The 22,652-nt window shown below is 67.7% G+C and carries 23 protein-coding genes; 17 read left to right on the top strand and 6 right to left on the bottom strand.

Annotation, left to right across the window (positions count from 1 at the left end; all coding sequences use genetic code 11):
- Positions 1-7: 7 nt before the first annotated feature.
- Positions 8-1,129: a hypothetical protein gene (locus FB473_RS02735; protein ID WP_167164613.1), complete on the top strand. Its 1,122-nt coding sequence runs from the start codon at positions 8-10 to the stop codon at positions 1,127-1,129.
- 22 nt (positions 1,130-1,151) lie between these two features.
- On the opposite strand, the gene FB473_RS02740 is transcribed toward FB473_RS02735, so the two are convergent.
- The 3 genes from FB473_RS02740 to FB473_RS02750 are packed head-to-tail and all read right to left on the bottom strand — an operon-like array spanning position 1,152 to position 2,703.
- The gene (locus FB473_RS02740) at positions 1,152-1,448 is read right to left on the bottom strand and encodes a PspC domain-containing protein (RefSeq protein ID WP_167164614.1); all 297 of its coding nucleotides are present in this window, start codon (positions 1,446-1,448) and stop codon (positions 1,152-1,154) included.
- A gap of 26 nt (positions 1,449-1,474) precedes the next feature.
- Positions 1,475-1,660, bottom strand: a complete 186-nt coding sequence (locus FB473_RS02745; protein WP_167164616.1) for a hypothetical protein — start codon at positions 1,658-1,660, stop codon at positions 1,475-1,477.
- Positions 1,657-2,703: a PspC domain-containing protein gene (locus FB473_RS02750; protein WP_167164618.1), complete on the bottom strand. Its 1,047-nt coding sequence runs from the start codon at positions 2,701-2,703 to the stop codon at positions 1,657-1,659. Before FB473_RS02750 ends, FB473_RS02745 begins: the two co-directional genes overlap by 4 nt.
- 425 nt (positions 2,704-3,128) lie before the next feature.
- Between FB473_RS02750 and FB473_RS02755 the strand changes: the two genes are divergently transcribed.
- Positions 3,129-4,394: an ATP-binding protein gene (locus FB473_RS02755; RefSeq protein ID WP_167164620.1), complete on the top strand. Its 1,266-nt coding sequence runs from the start codon at positions 3,129-3,131 to the stop codon at positions 4,392-4,394.
- Complete coding sequence (locus FB473_RS02760; RefSeq protein ID WP_167164622.1) at positions 4,391-5,071, top strand: LuxR C-terminal-related transcriptional regulator; 681 nt, start codon at positions 4,391-4,393, stop codon at positions 5,069-5,071. The genes FB473_RS02755 and FB473_RS02760 overlap by 4 nt, the downstream gene beginning before the upstream one ends.
- A gap of 1 nt (position 5,072) precedes the next feature.
- Here the strand turns inward: FB473_RS02760 and FB473_RS02765 are convergent, their stop codons facing one another.
- Complete coding sequence (locus tag FB473_RS02765; RefSeq protein WP_167164624.1) at positions 5,073-5,324, bottom strand: GlsB/YeaQ/YmgE family stress response membrane protein; 252 nt, start codon at positions 5,322-5,324, stop codon at positions 5,073-5,075.
- 71 nt (positions 5,325-5,395) lie between these two features.
- Here FB473_RS02765 and pcrA point away from each other — a divergent pair, with 71 nt between their 5' ends.
- The 3 genes from pcrA (at position 5,396) to sucD (ending at position 9,954) form a co-directional block, all read left to right on the top strand.
- Positions 5,396-7,792, top strand: a complete 2,397-nt coding sequence (pcrA, locus tag FB473_RS02770; protein WP_167168921.1) for a DNA helicase PcrA — start codon at positions 5,396-5,398, stop codon at positions 7,790-7,792.
- A 97-nt stretch (positions 7,793-7,889) separates the two neighbouring features.
- Positions 7,890-9,074, top strand: coding sequence for an ADP-forming succinate--CoA ligase subunit beta (gene sucC, locus FB473_RS02775; protein WP_167164626.1), 1,185 nt, complete (start codon positions 7,890-7,892; stop codon positions 9,072-9,074).
- 1 nt (position 9,075) lies between these two features.
- A complete protein-coding gene (gene sucD, locus FB473_RS02780) occupies positions 9,076-9,954 on the top strand; it encodes a succinate--CoA ligase subunit alpha (RefSeq protein ID WP_167164628.1) in 879 nt (292 codons plus the stop codon).
- Here the strand turns inward: sucD and FB473_RS02785 are convergent.
- Entirely contained in the window at positions 9,929-10,783 is an 855-nt protein-coding gene (locus FB473_RS02785; protein WP_243863691.1) for a hydroxypyruvate isomerase family protein, read from the bottom strand. The two genes, sucD and FB473_RS02785, sit on opposite strands and share 26 nt — an antisense overlap.
- 139 nt (positions 10,784-10,922) lie before the next feature.
- Between FB473_RS02785 and FB473_RS02790 the strand changes: the two genes are divergently transcribed.
- The 11 genes from FB473_RS02790 (at position 10,923) to FB473_RS02840 (ending at position 21,385) form a co-directional block, all read left to right on the top strand.
- Entirely contained in the window at positions 10,923-11,768 is an 846-nt protein-coding gene (locus tag FB473_RS02790; protein ID WP_167164632.1) for an N-acyl homoserine lactonase family protein, read from the top strand.
- The gene (locus tag FB473_RS02795; protein WP_167164634.1) at positions 11,740-13,002 is read left to right on the top strand and encodes a Tm-1-like ATP-binding domain-containing protein; all 1,263 of its coding nucleotides are present in this window, start codon (positions 11,740-11,742) and stop codon (positions 13,000-13,002) included. Before FB473_RS02790 ends, FB473_RS02795 begins: the two co-directional genes overlap by 29 nt.
- Positions 12,999-13,595 (top strand): class II aldolase/adducin family protein, encoded by a 597-nt coding sequence (locus FB473_RS02800; RefSeq protein ID WP_208390409.1) that lies wholly within the window; start codon positions 12,999-13,001, stop codon positions 13,593-13,595. The genes FB473_RS02795 and FB473_RS02800 overlap by 4 nt, the downstream gene beginning before the upstream one ends.
- 191 nt (positions 13,596-13,786) lie before the next feature.
- Positions 13,787-15,034 (top strand): MFS transporter, encoded by a 1,248-nt coding sequence (locus FB473_RS02805; RefSeq protein WP_167164636.1) that lies wholly within the window; start codon positions 13,787-13,789, stop codon positions 15,032-15,034.
- A 74-nt stretch (positions 15,035-15,108) separates the two neighbouring features.
- Positions 15,109-15,858 carry a triose-phosphate isomerase gene (locus FB473_RS02810; protein ID WP_167164638.1) on the top strand — a complete coding sequence of 250 codons (750 nt, stop codon included), beginning with the start codon at positions 15,109-15,111 and terminating at the stop codon, positions 15,856-15,858.
- 33 nt (positions 15,859-15,891) lie between these two features.
- Positions 15,892-16,587 (top strand): FCD domain-containing protein, encoded by a 696-nt coding sequence (locus FB473_RS02815; RefSeq protein WP_167164640.1) that lies wholly within the window; start codon positions 15,892-15,894, stop codon positions 16,585-16,587.
- Positions 16,588-16,665: 78 nt separating this feature from the next.
- A complete protein-coding gene (locus FB473_RS02820; RefSeq protein ID WP_167164642.1) occupies positions 16,666-18,081 on the top strand; it encodes a cell division protein PerM in 1,416 nt (471 codons plus the stop codon).
- A 9-nt stretch (positions 18,082-18,090) separates the two neighbouring features.
- Entirely contained in the window at positions 18,091-18,672 is a 582-nt protein-coding gene (purN, locus tag FB473_RS02825; RefSeq protein WP_167164644.1) for a phosphoribosylglycinamide formyltransferase, read from the top strand.
- Positions 18,665-20,218 carry a bifunctional phosphoribosylaminoimidazolecarboxamide formyltransferase/IMP cyclohydrolase gene (purH, locus tag FB473_RS02830; RefSeq protein WP_167164646.1) on the top strand — a complete coding sequence of 518 codons (1,554 nt, stop codon included), beginning with the start codon at positions 18,665-18,667 and terminating at the stop codon, positions 20,216-20,218. The genes purN and purH overlap by 8 nt, the downstream gene beginning before the upstream one ends.
- A gap of 15 nt (positions 20,219-20,233) precedes the next feature.
- Positions 20,234-21,085 carry a bifunctional methylenetetrahydrofolate dehydrogenase/methenyltetrahydrofolate cyclohydrolase gene (locus FB473_RS02835; protein ID WP_167164648.1) on the top strand — a complete coding sequence of 284 codons (852 nt, stop codon included), beginning with the start codon at positions 20,234-20,236 and terminating at the stop codon, positions 21,083-21,085.
- A 3-nt stretch (positions 21,086-21,088) separates the two neighbouring features.
- On the top strand, positions 21,089-21,385 hold the full coding sequence (locus FB473_RS02840) for a DUF3017 domain-containing protein (RefSeq protein ID WP_167164650.1): 297 nt from the start codon (positions 21,089-21,091) through the stop codon (positions 21,383-21,385).
- A 39-nt stretch (positions 21,386-21,424) separates the two neighbouring features.
- Here the strand turns inward: FB473_RS02840 and FB473_RS02845 are convergent, their stop codons facing one another.
- Complete coding sequence (locus FB473_RS02845) at positions 21,425-22,402, bottom strand: malate dehydrogenase (RefSeq protein WP_167164651.1); 978 nt, start codon at positions 22,400-22,402, stop codon at positions 21,425-21,427.
- Between the last annotated feature and the right edge of the window lie 250 nt (positions 22,403-22,652).

The following is a 22,652-nucleotide window of genomic DNA, read 5'->3' on the forward strand; positions in this document are numbered from 1 at the left end:
CGTCGGCATGGCCGACATGAACTCGGGGCTGCCCACCCCGGATGCGGGCGGTGCGGCGCGTGCCGCGCAGGACGGTGTCTCCGGCTACCGCGCGAGCAGTGACGACGAGTTGCGCGACCTGGACGTCTACGAGGCGTTGATCGAGGTCGATGCGCTCAAGCGCCGGGATCGCAAGGACGGTCAAGGGGGCATGATGCCGCCCGCGGCCATGGGTGGTACGCAGGGGACGGCAGGTACGCAGGTCGTGGGCACCTCGGCGGCCGGGACGGTGTCGTCCAGCGGCGTGGCCTCGGGTGCGGCCGGTGGTAACGCGAGCGCGGCGCTCACCGCTTCGGCGTGCACCGGCGTGGCGGGCAGGGCGGGGGCTTCCCGCAGCGGGACGGCAGGCGGTTCTTCGGGCAGTTCGTTCGGCCTGATCGGTGGCACCAGTGCCGCCGGGTCGGCGCAGACGAGCGGGTATGCGTCCTCGGGCATCGTCGGTGCGCAGACCGGCTCGGGTGTGAGCGGCGGGTATGCCGGCGGGGGGACGACCGCCGCGGACGGCAAGGGCTCCGCGGGGACGGGCTCGCAGGTCGGCCATCAGGGCGCCGGTAGCGCGACCGGTAGCGGATCCGGCTCTGGTTCCAGTTCCGCCGACGGTGGCGTGAGCGGTGGCTATACGCCCGGGACGACCGGCGTCGGCTCTGGCCAGACGGGTTCCGGTCAGACGGGCTCATCGGCGGTGGGGTCGTATTCCACGTCGTCGGGATCGAGCTCGGGTGGGTACAGCCCGGGGGTGTCGTACTCCGGCAACTACTCCGGCTCGACCTACGAACCCGGGTTGGGCAACAACACGACAGCGTCCCCGAGCAACATCACGAGCCAGGCCAACCGCTGGGAGGACTGGGCGCAACGAATGGCCGAGATCAACGCGCAGGTCAAGGCGGCGCAGGCCGACTCGGGCGAGTTCGGGATGGTCACGATGCCGGCCGGCACGTATTCCGTTTGCCAGAGCCAGGCGGGGGATTGGACCTCCGAGGCCACCGACCAGTTCAACGAGTTCGCGCAGGCGCTGCAGGGAACGGCCGGCGATTACGTGGCTGTCGATGCGGCCGGCACGTCGATCGTCGCGAAGAAACTCGCGTACTGACCGGCCGCATCGACCGCCTCGCTCACTCGTCCGCGCGGAAGGTGTCGTTGGGGCGCGGGGAACCGCCGGCGTTCCGATCGTTGCGGTAGGCGTCGTAGCGCCTGAACAACTGGTCGAGCCCGGTCTGGCCCGTTCCCTCCTCGGGGAGGAGGAGCCAGGCGACGGCGTAGGCGCCACCTGCCAGCCCGGCGCTGACGAACCCCAGGGCGATCGCTCCGAGGCGGACGAGCAGTGGGTCGATGGAGAAGTAGTCGGCGAGGCCTCCGCAGACCCCGGCGATCACGCGGTGATCCTGGCTTCGGGTCAGTTGCTTGCTCATGGTTTCCTCCTTGCGGGTGGGATGATTCAGGGCCGGCGCCCGAGCGCGAGCCCTACCGCCCCGAGCCCGATCAGGGCCAGGGGCACGATGATGCTGAGCGTGGTCGTGGTCAGTTCGACACCGGTGGCGTGGCAGATACCGAGTGCGGCGATGGCGATGAACAGCAGGCCCCACAGGGTGGCCGCGACGTTGGGACGGCGGCGGGGTTTCATGGCGTCCTCACCACCACCACGGAGTCCCAGGTGGTGATGTGGACGATCAGCGTCGGCCCGTCGGGGTCGGGGTGACGTCCCCAGGCGGTACGGCCGTTGCCCGCGTAGGCCTGATCGTCCATGACGATCACGGTGTTGGAGTAGTCGGTCTCCACCTGGATGTTCTCGTCTGCGGGCAACTGGAGCACGACGGACGACGAGTCGACCGTCAGTTCCCACTCGGTGTCCTGCTCGACGCGGACGTCGCCCGCGTCGAGCAGCGAGTACTCCGACGACACGACGGTCTGCTCGCCGGACGACAGGGTCTCGATGTGCTGCTGAGTGCGAAGAGGGGTCGGCCCGACGGCGGCGGTCAGTGCGAGCGCGAGGGAGCAGACGACACCGAAGACGATCAGCCCGACCGCACGACCCCGCCATGCCAGCACGACCAGGCCCAGACCGACGGTGGCGAGGGCGGCCGACACCACCAGCGTGGGGTCGCCGGGCCACAGGGTCGCGCATCCGCCCCCGGCGGCCAGCGCCAGCAGTATGACGAGCAGCGTCAGAGGGCCGGTCGAGCGGCGTCCGTCGGTCGGACGAGGCTTTCGCCGGGCCTGCGAGCCGCGTTCGATCGCGCGTTGCCGCGCAGCGGCGGCGGCTTGGGGTGTGGGGAAGCGGTAGACCGTCGGACGAGCACGGTGGTGGGTTCGCTGGCCGGTCAGGATCGTCAGGGCCACGATGATCAAAGGGGTCCATCCCAGACCGCCGAAGGAGCCGAGAACGATCGCGGTGACGGCGGTCAAGCCGATCGCCCACCACACCAAGGTCCGTGGCGACAGATTGCGCCACCGAGGGCCGAGCCTGTCGACCGGAGCCCTCCCGGTCGTCGAGGCGGGGGTGAGCGCCCAGCCCGCCAGGTACAGCACGACGCCGATACCGGACGACAGTGCGGCGACGACGAACAGCGTCCGGACAAGGAGTGGATCGACCCCGTAGTAGTCGGCCAGGGCAGCGCAGAACCCGGAGATCTTTCCTTTGCCGGGATCGCGTTCCAATGCCAGCATGGACTCCTCCCATCCCGGGCGGGGTACCTTGGTCCCAGGTCGCAGGGGCCACTGGTTTGCTGGCATGCATCCAGTCTGGACGCGAGAACCGTCTCAGAGTATGGGGTAGCACCCTGAAACCTCCCCAAAATCGCCTCCGACGGGTGGAGTTTCGCCGCCCGACGTGTGAGTCTTGAAGGGGAGACGCGCGTGAGAAGACGACCGGAGCAGCGATGACGAGCACACCACAGCCAGGCGGGCAGTGGCCGCATCCCCCCGTGCCCACGGCCCCGGCACGTCTACCCGCGTACTATCCGCCGGTCGCCCCACGCGGAACCCGGGGCAGGCAGGCGCCGCCTCGGCAGACCACCGGTGCTTACACCAGGCCGGGGCGTCCCACCGGTGCCCACGTCCCGCCCCGGCAGGCCGCGCCACCGCGGCCCCCCATGCCTCCACAGCCACGGCCCCCGCTCTACCGGGATCGCGACGAGGCGTGGCTGGGCGGTGTGGCCAGCGGCATGGCGCGTCACCTCGGCTGGCCGATCTGGCTCGTCCGGCTCTGCTTCGTCGCGCTCACGCTGACGAGCTACCTGTCGATCGTGATCTACGGTGCGCTGTGGCTGCTGATGGCGGCCGAGCCCACCCAGGAGGAGCCCCCTGGCCTGCGGGCCGCCAGTCACGACGACATGAGGCCTTCCCAGCCCAAGCAGGAGCGCCCGGCCTCGAACGCCGGTCGCGTCACCGCAGTGGTCATGGTGGGCTTCGGGGTCATCATGCTGGCTCAGACCATGGGCCTGGGAGTGACCAACGCGTTCTTCTGGCCGGCTCTGCTCGCGGGTATCGGCGTCGCCCTGTTCTGGCTTCAGGCCGACGAGTCCGACGACGCCGAAGGGGCAGCGGCGAAGAACGTGCCCGAATGGCTGGCCCCCTTCATCGGCAGTCACCGGCTCGCGGCGATGTTGCGGATCGTGCTCGGCATGGGCCTGCTGGGAACAGGCATGTCGATGGTGGCCGCGTCCCGCATCGGCGTGGAGCAGTTGCCCATCGTCGCCTGGGTGGTCGCGTTGACCGTGGCGGGCAGCGTCGTCGTCGCCGCCCCCTGGATGCTGCGCTACCGCCGCAAGCTCGACCGCGCCCGCGAGGAGAAACTCATCGCCGACACACGTGCCGACATGGCCGCGCATCTGCACGACTCGGTGCTGCAGACTCTCGCGCTCATCCAGCGGCAGGCCGACGACCCCAAGCAGGTCGCGAGTCTCGCACGCCGCCAGGAGCGGGAACTGCGAACGTGGCTGTATGCGGACGTGACCGGCCCCGTCACACTCAAGGCGGCACTCGTCCAGGCCGGGGGAGAGGTGGAGGACGAGCGGGGCGTCCCCGTCGAGGTGGTCTGCGTCGGAGACATCGATCTGACCGATGACCTCCGGGCGATGGTGAAAGCCGCGCGCGAGGCGATGATGAACGCCGCCAAGCACTCGCAGGCCGACGCGATCGACGTCTATGCGGAGGTGGAGGAGGCCGACGGCGACAAGCACGTAGTCCAGGTCTTCGTCCGGGATCGTGGCCGCGGCTTCGACCTCGACGCCATCGCGGATGACAGGATGGGCGTACGCGGGTCGATCATCGGTCGCATGGAGCGCCATGGGGGCACCGCGCGAGTGCGGTCGGCGCCCGGAGAGGGCACCGAGATCCGATTGGAGATGAAGGCATGAGCAACGACGCCGGGACAGTGACCACCCCGGGGCCCTGGCGGATCGTCCTCGTGGACGATCACGGCATCTTCCGCGCCGGCGTCCGCCACGAGCTCGGGCGATACGCCGACCAGGTCGAGGTCGTCGGTGAGGGTGAGGACGTGGACAGCTCCGTGAAGGCCATCGTCGCCACCCTGCCCGATGTGGTGCTGCTGGATGTGCACCTGCCCGGTGGTGGGGGAGCCGAGGTCGTCAAGCAGGTGCATGCGCGTCATCCCGAGATCAAGTTCCTCGCCCTGTCGGTCAGCGACGCCGCCGAGGACGTGATCGGCGTCATCCGCGCCGGTGCACGCGGATATGTCACCAAGTCCATCGCGACCCCGGAACTGATCGAGGCGATCGGACGGGTGGCCACCAACGACGCGGTCTTCTCGCCGCGGCTCGCGGGCTTCGTCCTGGACGCCTTCTCGGGATCGATCGACGTCGCGTCCATCGACGAGGATCTCGACCGTCTCAGCCAGCGTGAGCGTGAAGTGCTCAAGTTGATCGCTCGCGGCTACTCCTACAAGGAGATCGCCCGCGAGCTGTTCATCTCCATCAAGACGGTCGAGACCCACGTGTCCAGCGTCCTGCGCAAGCTGCAGCTGTCGAACCGCTACCAGCTCACCAAGTGGGCGACGGACCGCAAGCTCGTGTGACTCAGCTGCGCTTGGTCAGCTTGTTGTAGAGGAAGGTGACCAGGAAGCCCCCGAGGATCGCGATGACCCAGGTGACGGGGTTCCAGAAGCCCCGGAGAGAGACGCCGAGCAGCGCACCCGAGATCCAGCCACCGACGACGGCACCGAGTACCCCCAGCAGGATGGTGATCGGCCAGCCGCCACCGCCTCCGACGACCGCCTTGGCGATCGACCCCGCGATGAAACCCAGAATGATCCATGAGATGAACATCATGGTCATGACGCTAGCCGCCGAGGGTGTCCGGTAGAAGCTTTCCGCGCATGACCGCGTATCGTGGAACGGCCATGTCCGAGCATCCCGATCTCTTCCCGGCCCTCGAGTCGTCCGCACCCCGTCGTCACACCGATCCTGCCGATCTGCTGGCAGACCTCAACGAGCCGCAGCGCGAGGCTGTCGTGCACGCCGGGAGCCCGGTGCTCGTGGTCGCCGGTGCGGGCTCCGGCAAGACCCGCGTCCTCACGCGGCGTATCGCCTATCTGGTGGGGCAGCGCCGGGTGCACCCGGGATCGATCCTGGCCATCACGTTCACGAACAAGGCCGCCGCCGAGATGCGCGGACGCGTCGTCGACCTGGTGGGCAACCGGGCTCGTGTCATGTGGGTGTCGACGTTCCACTCGGCCTGCGTGCGCATCCTGCGTGCCGAGATCGACGCGATGGGCTACAAGAAGAACTTCTCCATCTACGACGACACCGACTCGAAGCGTCTCATGACGCTGGTGACCCGTGATCTGTCACTGGACCCGAAGAAGTTTCCGGTGCGGACCATCATGAACTGGGTCAGCAACTGCAAGAACGAACTCGTCACCGCCGAGCAGGCTGGCACGACGGCAAACGGCGCCGAGGAAGTGTTCGCCGAAGCCTATGCGGAATACGACAAGCGGCTGCGGGCCGCCAACGCGCTCGACTTCGATGATCTGATCATGACCACGGTGCAGCTGTTCCAGCAGCATCCCGAGGTGCGCGAGGCCTACCGGCGCAGGTTCCGCCAGGTGCTCGTGGACGAGTACCAGGACACCAACCATGCCCAGTACCTGCTCATCAAGGAACTGTGCGGCGACCTCGGCCCGGACGAGGACCCCGCGTCCGGGACCCCTCGCATCGCGCCGGGCGAGCTGATGGTGGTGGGCGACTCCGATCAGTCGATCTACGCGTTCCGTGGCGCGACGATCCGCAACATCCTCGACTTCGAGAAGGACTTCCCGGGGGCGCGGACGATCCTGCTCGAACAGAACTACCGCTCCACGCAGACCGTCCTGTCGGCAGCCAACGCCGTCATCGGGCACAACACGAATCGTCCCGGCAAGCGGTTGTGGACCGATCAGGGCGACGGCGACAAGATCGTCGGTTACGTCGCCGACACCGAGCACGACGAGGCACGGTTCGTCGCCTCAGAGATCGACGACCTGTTCGACAAGGGCGTTCACAAATACTCCGACGTGGCGGTGTTCTATCGCACCAACGCCCAGTCGCGTGCGTTCGAGGAGGTGTTCATCCGGGTGGGGCTGCCCTACCGGGTGGTCGGCGGAGTCCGGTTCTACGAGCGGCGTGAGATCCGCGACGCCGTCGCCTACCTGAGGGCGATCGCGAACCCCGCGGACGACGTGTCCGTGCGGCGCATCCTCAACGTGCCCAAGCGTGGCATCGGCGATCGGGCCGAGGCGGCCCTGGGCATGCTGGCGGCGTCCGAGGGGATCGCGTTCAGCGAGGCGATCGACCGCGCGTCGCAGGCGCCGGGCATCGCGACGCGGTCGCTCAACCAGATACGTGGGTTCGCCGACATGATGCGCGACTTCCGGGCGATGGTGACCGCCGACCTGCCCGCCAGCGAGATCCTCACCGCCGTGCTCCAGCGCTCGGGCATGCTGGACGAACTGCGCGGCTCCACGGATCCGCAGGACGAGACCCGTGTGGAGAACCTGCTCGAACTGGTCAAGGTGTCGCAGGAGTTCGTCGGGCAGGCGACCACTCAGGACCTGGCGGACGACTCGGACGAGTACGAGCTGGCCTCCGAACTCGCCCTGGGCATGATCGAACCGGACGCGTCCCTGGGAGCGTTCCTCGAGCGGATCGCGCTCGTCGCCGACTCCGACCAGATCCCCGACGCCACCGACGACGCCGGCGTCGTCACGCTGATGACGCTGCACACCGCGAAGGGGCTCGAGTTCGACACGGTCTTCCTCACCGGCATGGAGGACGGCGTCTTCCCGCACATGCGCGCCATGACGGACCCCTCGGAGCTGCAGGAGGAGCGCCGCCTGGCTTACGTGGGCATCACCCGGGCGCGTAAACGCCTCTATCTGACGCGTGCCGGCGTCCGCTCCGCGTGGGGTTCACCGCAGTACAACCCGGCGAGCCGGTTCCTCGACGAGATCCCGCCCGAACTCATCGACTGGCGCCGGCTGGCCCCGTCGGCCACCACCTGGCACTCCTCGTCCGCCGAACGGGAGTCGTCGACGAGAGCCGCCTTCGCGTCCGGCACGGTCTTCGGCCAGGGGCGCGGGCCTGTGGTCAAACAGGTGCCGGCGCTGAAGCCCGGCGACCGCGTCAATCACACCGCTTTCGGGCTCGGCAAGGTGATCGCCACCTCCGGCGCGGGCGACGGCCTGCGAGCCGACGTCGACTTCGGGTCCAACGGAGTGAAGCGCCTGGCCGTGAAGTATGCGCCGATAGAGAAACTGTAGAAGTTTGTAACACCGGCGCGCTCGTTGGGCCGCGCCGCGCCCGATCTTCCCATTAGTGTGGTCGTCATTCGTCCGACACACCCATGGGAGGGTCGCCGTGGACCTCTTCGAATATCAGGCGCGTGACGTGTTCGACAAGCATGCCGTTCCTGTTCCGCGGGGCATCGTCGCCCGCACACCGGACGAGGCAGCCGAGGCCTCACAACAACTCGGCACGCCCGTCACCGTCGTCAAGGCCCAGGTCAAGACCGGGGGGCGCGGTAAGGCGGGCGGCGTCAAGGTGGTCCGATCACCACAAGCCGCGAAGGAGGCCGCAGAGGCGATCCTGGGCATGGACATCAAGGGGCACACCGTGCGGGCCGTGATGGTGGCCGAGGGCATCGACATCGCCGAGGAGTACTACTTCTCGCTGCTCGTCGATCGCGCCGAGCGGCGCTGGCTCGCGATGTGCAGCGTCCAGGGGGGAATGGACATCGAGACGCTCGCCACCGAACATCCTGAGGCGCTGGCAAGGATACCTGTGGATCCCCGGGCCGGGTTGGACGCCGCCAAGGCTGCCGAGGTCGTGGCGGCGGCCGGGTTCCGGGAGGCCGACCAGGCGGATATCGCCGAGGTACTCGTCCGGCTCGGTGAGGTGTTCGTCGCCGAGGATGCGACTCTCGTCGAGGTGAATCCGCTCGTCAAGACCGCTGACGGCCGATTCCTCGCCGCCGACGGCAAAGTGAGCCTGGACGACAACGCCGGCTTCCGTCACCCCGACCACGAGGCACTGCGAGACGTCGGGGCGACCGACCCCCTCGAACTCGCGGCGGCCGCCCGGGGCCTCAACTACGTGAAGCTCGACGGCTCGGTGGGCATCATCGGCAACGGTGCCGGTCTCGTGATGAGCACGCTCGACGTGGTGGCCTACGCCGGGGCCGACCTGCCGGGGACGCCGAGACCCGCGAACTTCCTCGACATCGGTGGCGGCGCGTCCGCGCAGGTGATGGCCGACGGACTGTCGATCATCTGTTCCGACCCACAGGTGACATCGGTGTTCGTCAACGTCTTCGGTGGCATCACGGCCTGCGACGAGGTCGCGAACGGCATCCGGCAGGCACTCGACATGCTGGGTGACCAGGCCACGCTCCCGATCATCGTCCGACTGGACGGCAACGCCGTGGAACAGGGCCGGGCGATCCTGGCCGAGTACGGGCATCCGATGATCCGGCTGGCCGAGACCATGGACGCAGGGGCGCGCCTCGCCGCGCTCGCGGCGGCCGAGACCGACGAGGAGGCCTGAGATGTCCATCTGGCTGGGTAAGCAGTCGCGCATCGTCGTCCAGGGAATGACCGGGTCGGAGGGACGCAAGCACACGCAGAGAATGCTCGACTCGGGAACAGCGGTGGTGGCGGGCGTGACCCCCGGCAAGGGTGGTCAGTCGGTGGCGTTCGAGGGCGTCGAATTGCCGGTGTTCGACACGGTGGCCGAGGCGAGCGCCGCGACGGGCGCGGACACCTCGGTCGTCTTCGTGCCCCCGCCGTTCGCGGGAGCCGCCGTGACCGAGGCGGTGAGCGCCGCGCTCGACATGGTGGTCTGCATCACCGAGGGCATCCCGGTGGCCGACTCGGCGCGCTTCGTCAACCAGGCACTGGACGCGGGCGTGCGGCTGATCGGCCCGAACTGCCCGGGGATCATCTCGCCGGGGGAGTCGAACGCGGGCATCATCCCCGCGTCCATCACCGGGCCCGGGCCGATCGGGCTGGTCAGCAAGTCGGGGACGCTCACGTACCAGATGATGTACGAACTGCGCGACCTCGGCTTCTCGACGGCCATCGGCATCGGCGGCGACCCGATCGTGGGCACGACCCACATCGACGCGCTCCAGGCGTTCCAGGACGATCCCGCGACCGAGGCGATCGTGCTGATCGGGGAGATCGGCGGAGACGCCGAGGAGCGCGCCGCGGCCTTCATCGCGGAGCATGTGACCAAGCCCGTGGTCGCTTACGTGGCCGGTTTCACCGCGCCCGAAGGACGGACGATGGGCCACGCCGGCGCGATCGTCTCGGGCTCTTCCGGCACCGCCGAGGCGAAGAAACGTGCCTTCGAGGCGGTCGGTGTCACCGTGGGACGCACACCGAGCGGTACCGCCGATCTCATGCGGGAGCTGTTGAAGGGCTGAGGGACCCGGACAGCCGGGGAATCCTCGATCGCTCGGGGAACGGGAGCCAGGCGAATGGGTCCTCGACCTGGCTGGGATCGTATTCCAGGCCGACGAATCCTTCGTATCCGAGTTCTGCCAACTCGCCTAGCACATTGCCGAAGTTGATCTCGCCGGTGCCGGGTGCTGACCGCGTCGGCACATCGGCCAGTTGGACGTGCCCGATGCGTGGCAGGGACTGTCTCAGCGTGCCGATGAGGTTCCCCTCAGAACACTGTGCGTGGAAGAGGTCGTACTGCAGGGCGACGCCCGCGCGGTCGAGTTCGTCCAGGATGGCCAGCACATCGCTCGTCCGCTGGCACAGGTAGTGCGGGTGGGTGAGGTGGTTCAGCGGCTCGATGAGCAGAGTCACCCCGCGATCGGTTGCCCTGGGCGCGGCCCAGTCAAGATTCTCCAGGACGCAGTCCTGAGCCTCCGCGCGCGTCCGTCCGCGGGGGACGTCCCCTGTGAGCACATTGACGCGCCGGCACGACAAGTCCGTCGCCAGGTCGAGCGCCCTGTCCAAGGCCTCACGCCAGGTCTCTCGGCGCGCCGGGTCGCAGGCGAAGCCCCGGTCGCCTGCTGCGTAGTCGCCTTCGAACATGTTGACCAGGGCGACATCGACTCCCGATCGTCGTTGGGCTCGCCGGAGCTCTTCGGCGGGCTCGCCGGGCCAGAACATCTCGACCGCTCGGAAGCCGAGTTGTCTGGCTCGGTCGAACCTTGCGGGCACCGGTACGTCCGTACAGAACCATCCGATGCTCAGTGAGTAGCGGAAGTGGCGCTTTTCGAGCGCTCTCGTCGGCGTCATCGTCACGGGGATCGCCTCCTGGATGCTGTGGGTGACGCAGTCGTTGACATCACCGAAACCTCACCATACACTGGATGTTGGATGTTGTAGCCAATATCCAATCTGCAAAGCCGCAGGTCACCAACCAAGGAGGAGACGCATGGCTGCGTCAACGCTCACGATCCGGCCGCTGAACACGGGGTATATCCCGACTGTGCCGCTTCAGTACCATTTCCACTTCTCGGCGGGTCCGTATCTGAAGGACGTCCCCAACGAGAAGATCCCGCTCCCCTGTTTCACCTTCCTCGTCGAGGGCGGCGACCAGCCCGTCCTGGTGGACACGGGCATGGCGTGGACCGAGAGGGCCTCGGGGGTGCACCATCCTGGTTCATGGCAGGACGCCGGTCAGGACATCGAAAGCCAACTGAAGGCGTGCGGGTACTCGTGTGAGGACATCGGGACCGTGATCTTCACCCACCTCCACTGGGATCACACCTACTACGCCCAGAAGTTCGCGAACTCACGTGTGATCTGTCATCGCCGGGAACTCGACTTCGCCCTGCATCCGATTCCCCTCTACTACAAGTCGTACGAAGATCCGGTCCTGGGGCTGGAGGCGCCTTTCAAGGGTGTCGAACTGGAGCCGATCGAGGGGGAGACGGAGATCGTCCCCGGGATCCGTGCGTTCGAGACGTTCGGGCACTCACCGGGCCACATCTCGGTCGAGATCGACTGCGCGGACGGGGACAGCTACATCTGTGCGGGAGACTCGATGTTCTCACTGCGCAACCTTGACCCGATCCCGGAACTCCATTACGACGTGACCCCGCCCGGGCGGTTCTACAACATCGTCGAGTGCTGGCGGAGCGTGGAGCTCCAGAAGGAACGGGCGAAGTCGCCGAGCCATCTGCTGCTCGCGCACGACGCGACGCTGCCCGATCGTGTGGCCGAAAATCCGATCATCGGCGGAGCCAGCGATGCGGTCGACAGCAGCGGTACTCGGTAGCTGGGACACCAAACGGGACGAGATGCGGTACATGCGGTCCCGTTTGGAGAACGCAGGGATAGCAGTCGTCCTCGTCGACGTGTCGACGGTTGTGACCGAGGCATTCGACGACGCGAACGGGTATTCGGCGCAGGACATCCGGCGGCCTCTGGAGAACGAGTGGCGAGAACTCGCCGGAGCCGGTAGAGGGGCGAAGATCGACTTCATGGCCAGGGCGACCCGCGACTTCGTCGTGCTGTTGCAGGAGCGCGGGCAGATCGACGGCGTGATCAGTGCCGGCGGGCTGCAGAACACGACACTGGCCACCGCCGCGATGAAAGCCCTGCCCATCGGGTTCCCCAAGGTGATGGCCACCACGGTCGCCACAGGCAGGCGCTCGTTCATGTCGGTCGTGGGTGATCGCGACGTGGTCGTGGTGCCGGCCCTGGCAGACATGGCCGGGCTCAACTTCGCCACCAGATCGACCCTCAACACTGCCTGCGACTGTCTCATAGGCCTGATGTCGAACAGGACGGAACTCCAGCGCCCCGACCGCCCCGTCGTCGGCCTGACCCTGATGGGCGTGACCAATGCCGGAGCCGCCGGGGCGATACACCAGTTGGAACGGCACGGTTTCGAGGCTGTCGGGTTCCACGCGACAGGCGCAGGCGGCGGCGTCCTCGAAGAGTTCGTGCGGACCGGGCTCGTCGACGCGGTGCTCGACATGAACCTGCACGAGATCGTCAACGAGTGTTTTCAGGGCGGCTACTCGTTCGGTGTGCGCAACCGGCTGTCCGCCGCGATTGAACGAGGCATCCCTTTGGTGGTGACGCCGGGAGGCCTCGATTTCGTGGACTACATGGTCAACGAGTTCGAACCGGGCCTGGCGGGGCGCAAATACGTCCTGCACAACGGGACGCTTGCCCACATCAAGCTGACGGTTGACGAGGCGGCGATGGTCGGTGGGGTCGTGGGTGAGCGGCTGCGTGGGGCGAGGGTGCCGGTTCGCCTCGTGGTTCCGACAGCGGGGCTGCGAGCCGACACGGACCCCGGAGAGCCGATGCATGATCCGCCGGTGGACGAGGCCCTCGTCCAGGCCATCGTCGAGCACGCGGGCGATGGCGTGGAGGTCGAAAGGGTCGCCATGAATCTCAACACCGAGGAGTTCGGTGCCCTGGTCGCCGATCGCATGATCGAGGCGTTCGACCATGCCGGTGCCCGTCCCTCGACACGGCAGGAGGTGGGATCGTTGTGACCGACGTCGACGAACTTCGCGAGCAGTTGGCGGTTGCGTCCGGGCGCGCCTATACACGCGGCATCCAGACGGGCAATGGAGGCAACGTGAGCGCCCGTCTACCCGATGGCCGGTCGATGCTGGTGACAGCCAGCGGTGGTTCCTTCGGCGACTGCCGACCGGAATCCTTCTTGACCACCGATCTCGACGGCACGGTCAGGGAAGGGAAGGGGAAGCCGACTCGCGAGACCTACATGCACGGCCACATCTATCAGTGCAGGCCGGACGTGTCGGCCGTCGTCCACGTGCATGCGCCGTATGCGATCGCCATGGCGCACGCAGTTTCGCAGTTGCCGCTCGTGACTTGGCACTCCCGTCTCAAGATCCCCGGGAGCATCCCGGTGCTCGACGTGCAGTCTCCGATGGTCCGGCCCTCGGACTGGCCGATCGTGGAACGATGTCTGCTCGCCGAGCCGCACGTCGACGCGTTCATCCTGCGTGACCACGGCATCGTCGCCATGGCTCAGAGCCCGGACAACGCGGAGCACCTGGCCGAACTCGTCGAAGAGACGGCACAGATCGCATTCCTGACCCACATGGCGGGCAGGGGCTAGACCCCGGTCAGCACACTCACACACCGGCGCGATCATCGCGTCCCTCGGCTCCCATGCGCATCGTCGCGCAGGGTAACCGTTCTTCCTAGCGATGGAGATGACCCATGTCTTCCACAACCAGCATGTCCTCCACGGTCCGAACCTCTGCCGGGCCGACCCGATATCGAGTAGGGATTCTCGCACTACTTTTCTTGGCCACCTTCACCAATTACCTGGACAGGGCCACACTCGCTGTGGTCGGCCCGACGCTCCAGGACGAGTTCGGGATGACCGACGTCCAGTACGGCTGGCTGTCATCCGCTTTCGTCTGGGGGATCGTGGCTGTCATCCTCGTCTTCGGGGCTCTTATGCAGCGGTTCGGCGAGCGTCTGATCGGCGGAATCGGCTTGGTCGGTTTCTCGCTGGCGACGCTGCTCAGCGGTACGACGGCGGGCTTCTGGCCGCTTCTCGGCTGCCGGCTGGGGCTGGGCGTCTTCGAGGCCCCGACTTTTCCCATGAACGCGACCCTGGTACGTCGGTGGTTCCCTCGATCCGAACGAGGGAAGGCCGTGTCCACCTATCAGTTCGGCGCCACAGCCGGGACCGCCTTCGGGATACCCATCATCGGGCTCATCGCCCACCAGTGGGGATGGCGCGCGGGGTTCTTCGCGGCGGGAGCGTTCGGGCTCGTCATCGCGCTGCTGTGGTTCAGATTCGTTCACAACTCGCCTGGGTCGACCCCGCGCGTGAACAGTGCTGAACGCGCTCTCATCGACGCCGACAGGGAGCCCGAACAGGCGCGTCGGCGTATCACACGCGAAGACCTGCGCTACGTGTTGACTGATCGCCGCCTGCTGTCACTGTACGTGATCACCGGCGCGACCTCGACGGCGTTCTTCTTCTTCATGACCTGGCTGCCGAAGTACATGAGGGACAGCATGGGCATCGACGTCACCGGCGGTCTGTCGAGCGGAATGAAAGGCACGATCCCCTACATCTTCGCTCTGGCCGGCATCGTCTTCGGGGGGTGGCTCAGCGATCACCTCATCAAGCGCGGAATCCCGGCCAAGGTCGCACGCAAGTGGCCGATCAGCATCGGCCTGATCGGGACGAGCGTCGTGTTCCTCATGCCGCTCGCGCACAGCCAGACGGCGGGCCTGACAGTCATCTCGGTTGCGTACTTCTCTGCGTCGATGGCCAACTGCGCATGGGTGCTGCCCGCGGAGGTGTCGCGCAAGGAGGTATCGGCATTGGCCAACAGCACCTACGGGTTCTTCACCAACTTGTTCGGAGCTCTGTCGCCGGTGGTGGCCGGGTACCTGGTGTCGTCGAGCGGCTACAACGCCATGCTGGTATACATCGGTGCATGGGCCGTGGTCGGTCTCGCGGCGATCCTGTTCCTGCTGGACGATGTCGCCCCGACCCCCCACGGTGAGGACCTGGCCGACGCTCGAGCGTGAGCGGTCAGGTTCGGCGAGGGTCTTTAGCGCCAAGGACATGTCGAGCACTGCCAACGACGAAGGGAATCGACTTCATGTATTGGGTTGGAACCAGCTGGAAGATGAACGGCGACGCAGCATCGGCCCGCGAGTACTGCGCGGCCCTGCTCGCGGCTGACCGGTCAGCCTGGGAGGGGTTGCAGCCGTTCGTGATCCCGCCCGCGACCCTCATATCGGCCGTGCGGGCAGCGCTGGGTCCTGCGGGCGTTCTGGTCGGTGCCCAGAACGCGCATTGGGAGGACAAGGGCGCCTGGACCGGTGAACTGTCGGTTCCCCAGGTGGCCGACGCCGGAGCGCAGATCGTGGAGATCGGTCATTCCGAGCGCCGCGAGTACTTCAACGAGACCGACGAGACGGTCAACCTGAAGGTCAAGGCCATACTGGCCCACGACCTGAGGCCCCTGGTGTGTGTGGGGGAGGATCGTAGCGTCTTCGAGGCGGGCGGATCGGTCGAGCACGTCTGCGCCCAGGTGGATGCCGCCCTGCGCGGAGTCGACGACACGTCGACGATCCTGCTCGCCTACGAACCCATCTGGGCCATCGGCGAAAAGGGGCGCGAGCCCATGCCGGGCGATCTCGAGAAGGTCTTCGACGCGTTGCAGGGCCGCTACGGCGATCGGGTGGAAGCAACGTTGTACGGGGGATCGGTGAACCCCGGGAACGCCGCTCGGCTGCTGGGGATCCCCGGGGTGTCGGGCCTGTTCGTGGGACGCTCCGCCTGGTCGGGTGAGGGATACGCCGAGATCCTCCGCCTGGCGGGTGGCGCGGTCGGCGCGTTCGCCTGACCCACAGCGGGGTGGATCGGTCATACTGAAGAGGTGGCTGTGGCTAAGGTGAAGCGCCAGACGATGGCGGATCAGATCAGTGATGCACTGATGGACGCCATCATGGACGGCACTATCCGCATGGGCGACAAGCTCCGCACGCAGGACCTGGCCGATCAGTTCGGCGTCAGCCGGATGCCCGTGCGCGAGGCGCTGATCAACCTGCAGGTCAGTGGCCTGGTGGATGCGACCCCCTACAGCGGTTACCGGGTCGTCTCGCTGGATCCGGAGCGGATACGCGAGGGGTACATCATCCGCCAGGCCCTGGAGCCGATCGTGGCCAGGACGGCTTGTGAACGCATCACCGATGAGGGTGTGGCCGCCGTCGAGGACAAGCTCGGCGAGCTGGAGGCCGCAACTCTCGACGCATCTCCCAGCCCGAAGGAGATCTATCTGTGCAACCGTGAATTCCATTTCACGTGGTATGAGGCTGCGGGGATGCCGGTGGTGGTCGAGGCGATCCGCGCCGCGTGGGACAAGCTCGCTGTCTACAAACTGATCTACGGACGCAAGTATCTTCGCGATCGTGAGGCGGGGGTCCGCATGGTGCAGGAGCACCGAGCTTATGTCGATGCTCTGCGAACCCGCGACGCCGAAGGAGTCGCTCGCCAACTGGAGCAGAGCATCGCCATGCACGAGGTCGACGTGCCCGACGAGTTCCGGCTCGACGAGTCCGCTGTGAGCGCCTGAGACACGAGCCGGTCGTCCGCGACGCCTGGTGCTCATTCGGTTAGGGTCGGGGTTGCAACCGATGAGCGGAGGAGACCGATGGCCGTGCTGGGCGGGCGGCGCCCATGGCGTCGTGGCAGGTCCGAGCCCAGCGTGCGTGTCCGGGAGTTGGCGGCCGCGAGCCCGGAGCGGCCCACGTGGCAGGCCCCCTGGCCGCTGGTGACGATCGCGGCGGCGCTCATCACGGCGATGGTCGGTTGGCTCCTGATGGTCGGCCTGTGCCTGCTCGGCTGGATCGTGGTTCCCGAGCTCGGCGGCGGAGAGGTCTTCCGCATGGCCGCACAGGGCTGGCTTCTCGCACACGGGATCCCGATCTCGCTCCCGGGAGCCTGGCTGTCGATCCCACCGCTCGGGCTGACCCTCATCGCTATCGTCACGGGTCTGGGTGGATGCCGGTTCGCCGTCCTGCACGGGCACGCCCCTTCCGAGCCGGACGAAAGGCCGCGACGTGCGGTGCGGATGGGGTGCCTGTTCGCCCTCGCCTATGTGATCGCTCTGCTGGGAGTGCGGGCCTGGGTGGGGGCATCGGCCCCGTCGACCACGTTGGCACCGGTCGTGGTCATCGTCCTGTTCCTGGGCATCGGGGGCTGCGCGAGGTCGCTGCACTGGGACCCGTTCAGTCGTCTGGCCGAGCGCTGGGCCTGGACGCGGGCCATCGTGCCGGCCTTGGTGGCCGGCCTGTGCGTGATGATCGTCGCGGGTGCCCTGGTGTTGGCCGTCTCGCTCGTGTCGGGTCGCACCCGCATCGAGACCATCCACGACTCATTGTCGGCCGGGGTGATCGGCGGAGTGATGCTCATCCTCGTCCAGCTGGCGTGGCTGCCGAACTACATTCTGTGGTGCGGATCGTGGGCGCTGGGAGCCGGCGTCCAACTCGGTCTCGACACCGTCATCTCACCCGCCCAGAGCTACGTGGGCATGCTGCCGGCCATCCCCGTCCTGGGTGCGGTGCCCCCGGCCGGGCCGGCGCCGCGGCTGGGCATGCTCTGCCTGCTGTCGGGTGTGGTCGCAGGCGCGGTGGCTGCGTTCGTGGTCGTCACATCGCAGGTGAGGGACGCAGCCTCGCGCGGCCGGTTGCTGGGCGCCGACGTCGGGGCGATCAGTGGTGCGCTGAGCGGAATCGTGACCGGGCTGGTGTTCGTCCTGCTCCAGGTGCCGGCGTCGGGCGACCTCGGCTCTGTGCGACTCGTCGATCTCGGCGCCCGGATGGGCGCTCTGGTGATCATGGCGCCGTCCTCGATGGGGGTCGCGGGCATGGTCACCGGATGGCTGATCGCCTGGCGTGTGGCGCGTCGGCCCGATCGTCAGGCACTCGACACCGCCGCGATGAGCGAGGCCGTCACGGGCCGGATCCTGGTCACCCGCCAGCGGGTACAACCCGGGGGAGCCGGCGAGGAGGAGCAATCCACAAGGGTCGTCGCGGACAAGAGGCCTCCGGCCGGCGGCTCCGGGTAGGCTGCACCCGTGGCTTGCCGTGTCGTCGTGCTCGTGTCGGGATCCGGGACCCTTCTGCAGGCTCTGCTCGATGCCGAGCGGGACGGTCGCCTGGGTGCGCACCTGGTCGCGGTGGGAGCCGATCGTCCCGACGCGTTCGGGCTGACGAGGGCCCGGGATACCGGGCTACCGACGTTCGTCGAGCCCATGGGCCCCGACAGGGACCAGTGGGACGCTCGTCTCACCGATGCCGTCGCCGCGCACGACCCCGACCTTGTGGTGAGCGCGGGCTTCATGCGTCTGGTGGGGCCGCGGTTCCTCGCCCGGTTCGGTGGACGATGCATCAACAGCCATCCCGCGCTGCTCCCGAGCTTCCCGGGCATGCACGGCGTCCGGGACGCGCTGGCCGCCGGGGTCAAGGTCACGGGGACGACGATCTTCATGATCGACGAGGGCGTCGACACAGGTAGGATCCTCGCGCAGCGTGCGGTCGATGTTGCGGCGGGCGACACGGAAGAGACGCTGCACGAGCGGATCAAGGTGGTCGAGCGTGAACTGCTCGTCCGCGTCATCAACGAGCTGGCACATGCAACCGAGGAGAGCGATGGCTGAGCTGCAACCGATCAAACGAGCCCTGGTTTCGGTCTATGACAAGACCGGGCTGATCGAGCTGGGACAGGCGCTCGCCGGCGCCGGCGTGGAGATCGTCTCCACCGGGTCGACGGCGCGCAGGCTCTCGGATGCGGGAATCGGCGTCACACCGGTCGAACAGCTCACAGGTTTCCCCGAATGCCTGGACGGCCGGGTGAAGACGCTGCACCCGCGCGTCCACGCGGGCATCCTGGCCGATCGGCGCCTGGCCTCGCATCGTGACCAACTCGTGGAACTGGGTATCGAGCCGTTCGACCTGGTCGTGGTGAACCTGTACCCGTTCACCGAGACCGTCGCCTCGGGTGCCACGCCCGACGAGTGCATCGAGCAGATCGACATCGGCGGTCCCTCCATGGTGCGTGCGGCGGCGAAGAACCATCCCAGCGTCGCGGTCATCACCTCGCCCGCACAGTACGACCTGGTGCGTGACGCGCTGTCCGCCGGCGGGACCGACCTGCGGCAGCGCCAGGAGCTGGCCGCACGGGCATTCCGGCACACCGCCGCCTACGACGTCGCGGTGGCCACCTGGATGGGCGAGACCCTCGTCCCGGCCGACGACGGCTTCCCCGAGTGGGTCGGCGGCTCGTGGGACAAGCAGGGGACGCTGCGCTACGGCGAGAACTCCCACCAGGCGGCGGCGCTGTACGCGCAGCCCGCGGCACCGGCCGGGATCACGCAGGCCGAGCAACTGCACGGCAAGCAGATGAGCTACAACAACTACACCGACGGTGACGCGGCCTTCCGCTCCGCCTACGATTTCGAGGCGCCGGCCGTGGCGATCATCAAGCACGCGAACCCGTGCGGGATCGCCGTGGGCGCAGACATCGCCGAGGCCCATCGCAAGGCTCACGAATGCGACCCCGTGTCGGCCTACGGCGGAGTGATCGCGACCAATCGTCCGGTGAGCCTGGAGATGGCCGAACAGGTCGCCAAGGTGTTCACCGAGGTCATCATCGCCCCCGAGTACGAGGACGGGGCGCTGGAGGTGCTGGAGGGCAAGAAGAACATCCGCATCCTCCGCGCGCCCGCCTACACCCACCGCCCCCACCAGCTCACGCTGATCTCGGGCGGCGCGCTGGTGCAGCAGCCCGATCGTATCGACGCCCCAGGCGACGACCCGGCGAACTGGACGCTGGTGGCCGGCCAACCCGCCGACCAGGACACCCTCACCGACCTGGCGTTCGCGTGGCGGGCCGTGCGGTCGGTCAAGTCGAACGCGATCCTGCTCGCCCACGACGGCGCCTCGGTCGGCGTCGGCATGGGGCAGGTCAACCGCGTCGACTCCTGCCGCCTCGCGGTGGAGCGGGCCGGTGATCGCGCGGCGGGGTCGGTGGCCGCGTCCGACGCGTTCTTCCCGTTCGACGACGGCCCCCGGATCCTGCTGGACGCCGGGGTGCGCGCGATCGTCCAGCCCGGTGGCTCGGTGCGTGACGACCAGACGATCAAGGCGGCTCAGGATGCGGGCGTGACGATGTACTTCACGGGCATCCGCCACTTCTTCCACTGACCGGAGGCCTCCGAGATGACTGCGCAAAGACTCGACGGCAAGCAGTTGGCGTCCACGATCAAGGCCGAGCTCACCGCACGGGTGGCGGCGCTGCGCGCTCGCGGTGCCGTACCAGGGCTCGGCACCGTGCTCGTCGGCGACGATCCGGCCAGCCACAACTACGTCCGCATGAAGCACCGCGACTGCGAGGCGGTCGGCATCGCGTCCATCCAGGTGGAGCTGCCCGCCGACGCGTCGGCCGAGCAACTGCGCGAGGAGATCGAACGACTCAACGCCGACCCGGCGTGCACCGGCTACATCGTCCAGCTGCCGCTGCCGAAGCAGTTGGACGAGTACGCGGCGCTGGAGCTCATCGATCCCGTCAAGGACGCCGACGGCCTGCATCCGGTGAACCTGGGCCGTCTGGTGCTGGGGGAGCCCGGCCCGCTGCCGTGCACACCCAGGGGCATCGTCGAACTGCTGCGGCGCAACGAGATCCCCCTGGCGGGGGCCGAGGTGTGCGTCATCGGGCGGGGCATCACGGTGGGACGACCGCTCGGCCTGATCCTCACCCGGCGCAGCGAGAACTCGACGGTGACGCTGTGCCACACGGGCACCCGCGACCTGGTGGAGCACACGCGCCGCGCCGACATCGTGGTGGCTGCCGCGGGCGTGCCGCACATGGTCGACGCGGCCATGATCAAGCCCGGTGCGGTGCTCGTCGACGTCGGTGTGAGCCGCGTCGACGGCAAGACCACCGGTGACCTGGCACCCGACGTGTGGGACAAGGCGGCCTGGGTCACCCCGAACCCCGGCGGGGTGGGGCCGATGACCCGCGCCATGCTGCTGTCCAATGTCGTGGACGCCGCCGAGCAGACCGCGGCATAGCTCATGTCGACCGCGGCCCCGCAACCCGATCCGCGCGGCAGCCTCAACCCCTGGCCGTTGCTGCTCGTCCTGGTCTTCTTCGCGGCCGGGATCGTCCTGGTGATCCTGCGGCACTGGCGTCGGGGTTCGGTGATGATGGGCGGATCGTTGGTGTTCGCCGCGCTGCTACGGCTGGTGCTTCCCAGCCGGATCGCGGGAATCCTCGCGGTGCGTCACCGCGCGTTCGATGTGGCTCTCATGCTCGGCGCCGGCGTCGGCATGATGGTGCTGGGCATGGTCGTGCCCGGGACCTACGTGTGAGATCCCGGGCACGACGCGTCGGCTGAACGAGGGTTCGGGTCAGATGAGCCCGAGTTCGGTGACGGCCTGCTTCTCGTCGGCCATCTCGGCGATCGTGGCGTCGAGCTTCGCCTGGCTGAAGTCGTTGAGCTCCAGGCCCTGGACGATCTCGTAGGCACCATCCTTCGTGGTGACCGGGAACGAGCTGATCAGGCCCTCGGGCACACCGTAGGAGCCATCGCTGGGAACCGACATCGACACCCAGTCGCCCTCGGGGGTGCCGAGCACCCAGTCGTGCATGCACTCCACCGTGGCGTTCGCGGCCGAGGCCGCCGAACTCGCGCCACGCGCGTTGATGATCGCCGCGCCGCGCTTGGCGACCGTCGGGATGAAGTCGTTCTCGATCCACTCCTCGTCCACCTGCGGGGCCGAGCCGTTCACCAGGGCGTGGAAGACGTCCGGGTACTGCGTGGACGAGTGGTTGCCCCAGATCGTCATGTGGGTGACCGCACCGACGCCGACGCCGAGCTTCTTGGCGAGCTGGGCCTTGGCGCGGTTGTGGTCGAGCCGGGTGAGGGCGGTGAAGCGCTCGTTCGGGATGTCGGGGGCGTTGTTCATCGCGATCAAGGCGTTGGTGTTGGCCGGGTTGCCGGTGACGAGCACCTTGATGTCGTCCGCCGCGACCTCGTTGAGGGCCTTGCCCTGGGCGGTGAAGATCTTGCCGTTGGCGCCGAGCAGGTCGCCACGCTCCATGCCCGCCTTGCGCGGCATTGCGCCGACGAGCATCGCCAGGTTTGCGCCCTCGAACACCTTCAGCGGGTCGTCGCCGACGACCACGTTGGTCAGGTTCGGGAAGGCACCGTCCTCGAGTTCCATGACAACGCCCTCAAGGGCCTTGAGGGCCGGGGTGATTTCGAGCAGGCGCAACTCGACCGGACGATCACCCAGCAGCGATCCGCTGGCGATCCGGAAGAGCAGGCTGTAACAGATCTGGCCGGCGGCACCGGTCACGGCCACCTTTACTGGGGTCTCGCTCACGAGGATTCCTCTTCTCAACATCGGGATGTGATCCTGACAGCAGAGTAGTCCCGAGTGCTCGGTCGTGGTCCCCCGGGGCATCCCTTCGACAGGCTCAGGGGCCCTTCGACAGGCTCAGGGGTCGTCCGCGCTCGTTGAACGAGCGAGCCCCGTCGAAAACGACAGGCTCGGGGGCCCTTCGACGGGCTCAGGGGTCGTCCGCGCTCGTTGAGCTTGTCGAAGCGAGCGAGCCCGCCAAGAGCGAGCGCCC

The organism is Brooklawnia cerclae, assembly GCF_011758645.1.
In the GTDB taxonomy this organism is placed as follows: domain Bacteria; phylum Actinomycetota; class Actinomycetes; order Propionibacteriales; family Propionibacteriaceae; genus Brooklawnia; species Brooklawnia cerclae.

Coding starts and splice junctions, on each gene's coding strand:
- FB473_RS02755 (WP_167164620.1), top strand. CDS start 3,129: ATGCCTCCACAGCCACGGCCCCCGCTCTACCGGGATCGCGACGAGGCG.
- FB473_RS02840 (WP_167164650.1), top strand. CDS start 21,089: ATGTCGACCGCGGCCCCGCAACCCGATCCGCGCGGCAGCCTCAACCCC.
- FB473_RS02740 (WP_167164614.1), bottom strand. CDS start 1,448: ATGAGCAAGCAACTGACCCGAAGCCAGGATCACCGCGTGATCGCCGGG.
- FB473_RS02795 (WP_167164634.1), top strand. CDS start 11,740: ATGCGGTCGACAGCAGCGGTACTCGGTAGCTGGGACACCAAACGGGAC.
- FB473_RS02835 (WP_167164648.1), top strand. CDS start 20,234: ATGACTGCGCAAAGACTCGACGGCAAGCAGTTGGCGTCCACGATCAAG.
- FB473_RS02785 (WP_243863691.1), bottom strand. CDS start 10,783: ATGACGCCGACGAGAGCGCTCGAAAAGCGCCACTTCCGCTACTCACTG.
- FB473_RS02820 (WP_167164642.1), top strand. CDS start 16,666: ATGGCCGTGCTGGGCGGGCGGCGCCCATGGCGTCGTGGCAGGTCCGAG.
- FB473_RS02745 (WP_167164616.1), bottom strand. CDS start 1,660: ATGAAACCCCGCCGCCGTCCCAACGTCGCGGCCACCCTGTGGGGCCTG.
- FB473_RS02735 (WP_167164613.1), top strand. CDS start 8: ATGGCCGACATGAACTCGGGGCTGCCCACCCCGGATGCGGGCGGTGCG.
- purH (WP_167164646.1), top strand. CDS start 18,665: ATGGCTGAGCTGCAACCGATCAAACGAGCCCTGGTTTCGGTCTATGAC.
- FB473_RS02810 (WP_167164638.1), top strand. CDS start 15,109: ATGTATTGGGTTGGAACCAGCTGGAAGATGAACGGCGACGCAGCATCG.
- sucD (WP_167164628.1), top strand. CDS start 9,076: ATGTCCATCTGGCTGGGTAAGCAGTCGCGCATCGTCGTCCAGGGAATG.
- FB473_RS02750 (WP_167164618.1), bottom strand. CDS start 2,703: ATGCTGGCATTGGAACGCGATCCCGGCAAAGGAAAGATCTCCGGGTTC.
- FB473_RS02765 (WP_167164624.1), bottom strand. CDS start 5,324: ATGATGTTCATCTCATGGATCATTCTGGGTTTCATCGCGGGGTCGATC.
- pcrA (WP_167168921.1), top strand. CDS start 5,396: ATGTCCGAGCATCCCGATCTCTTCCCGGCCCTCGAGTCGTCCGCACCC.
- FB473_RS02790 (WP_167164632.1), top strand. CDS start 10,923: ATGGCTGCGTCAACGCTCACGATCCGGCCGCTGAACACGGGGTATATC.
- FB473_RS02760 (WP_167164622.1), top strand. CDS start 4,391: ATGAGCAACGACGCCGGGACAGTGACCACCCCGGGGCCCTGGCGGATC.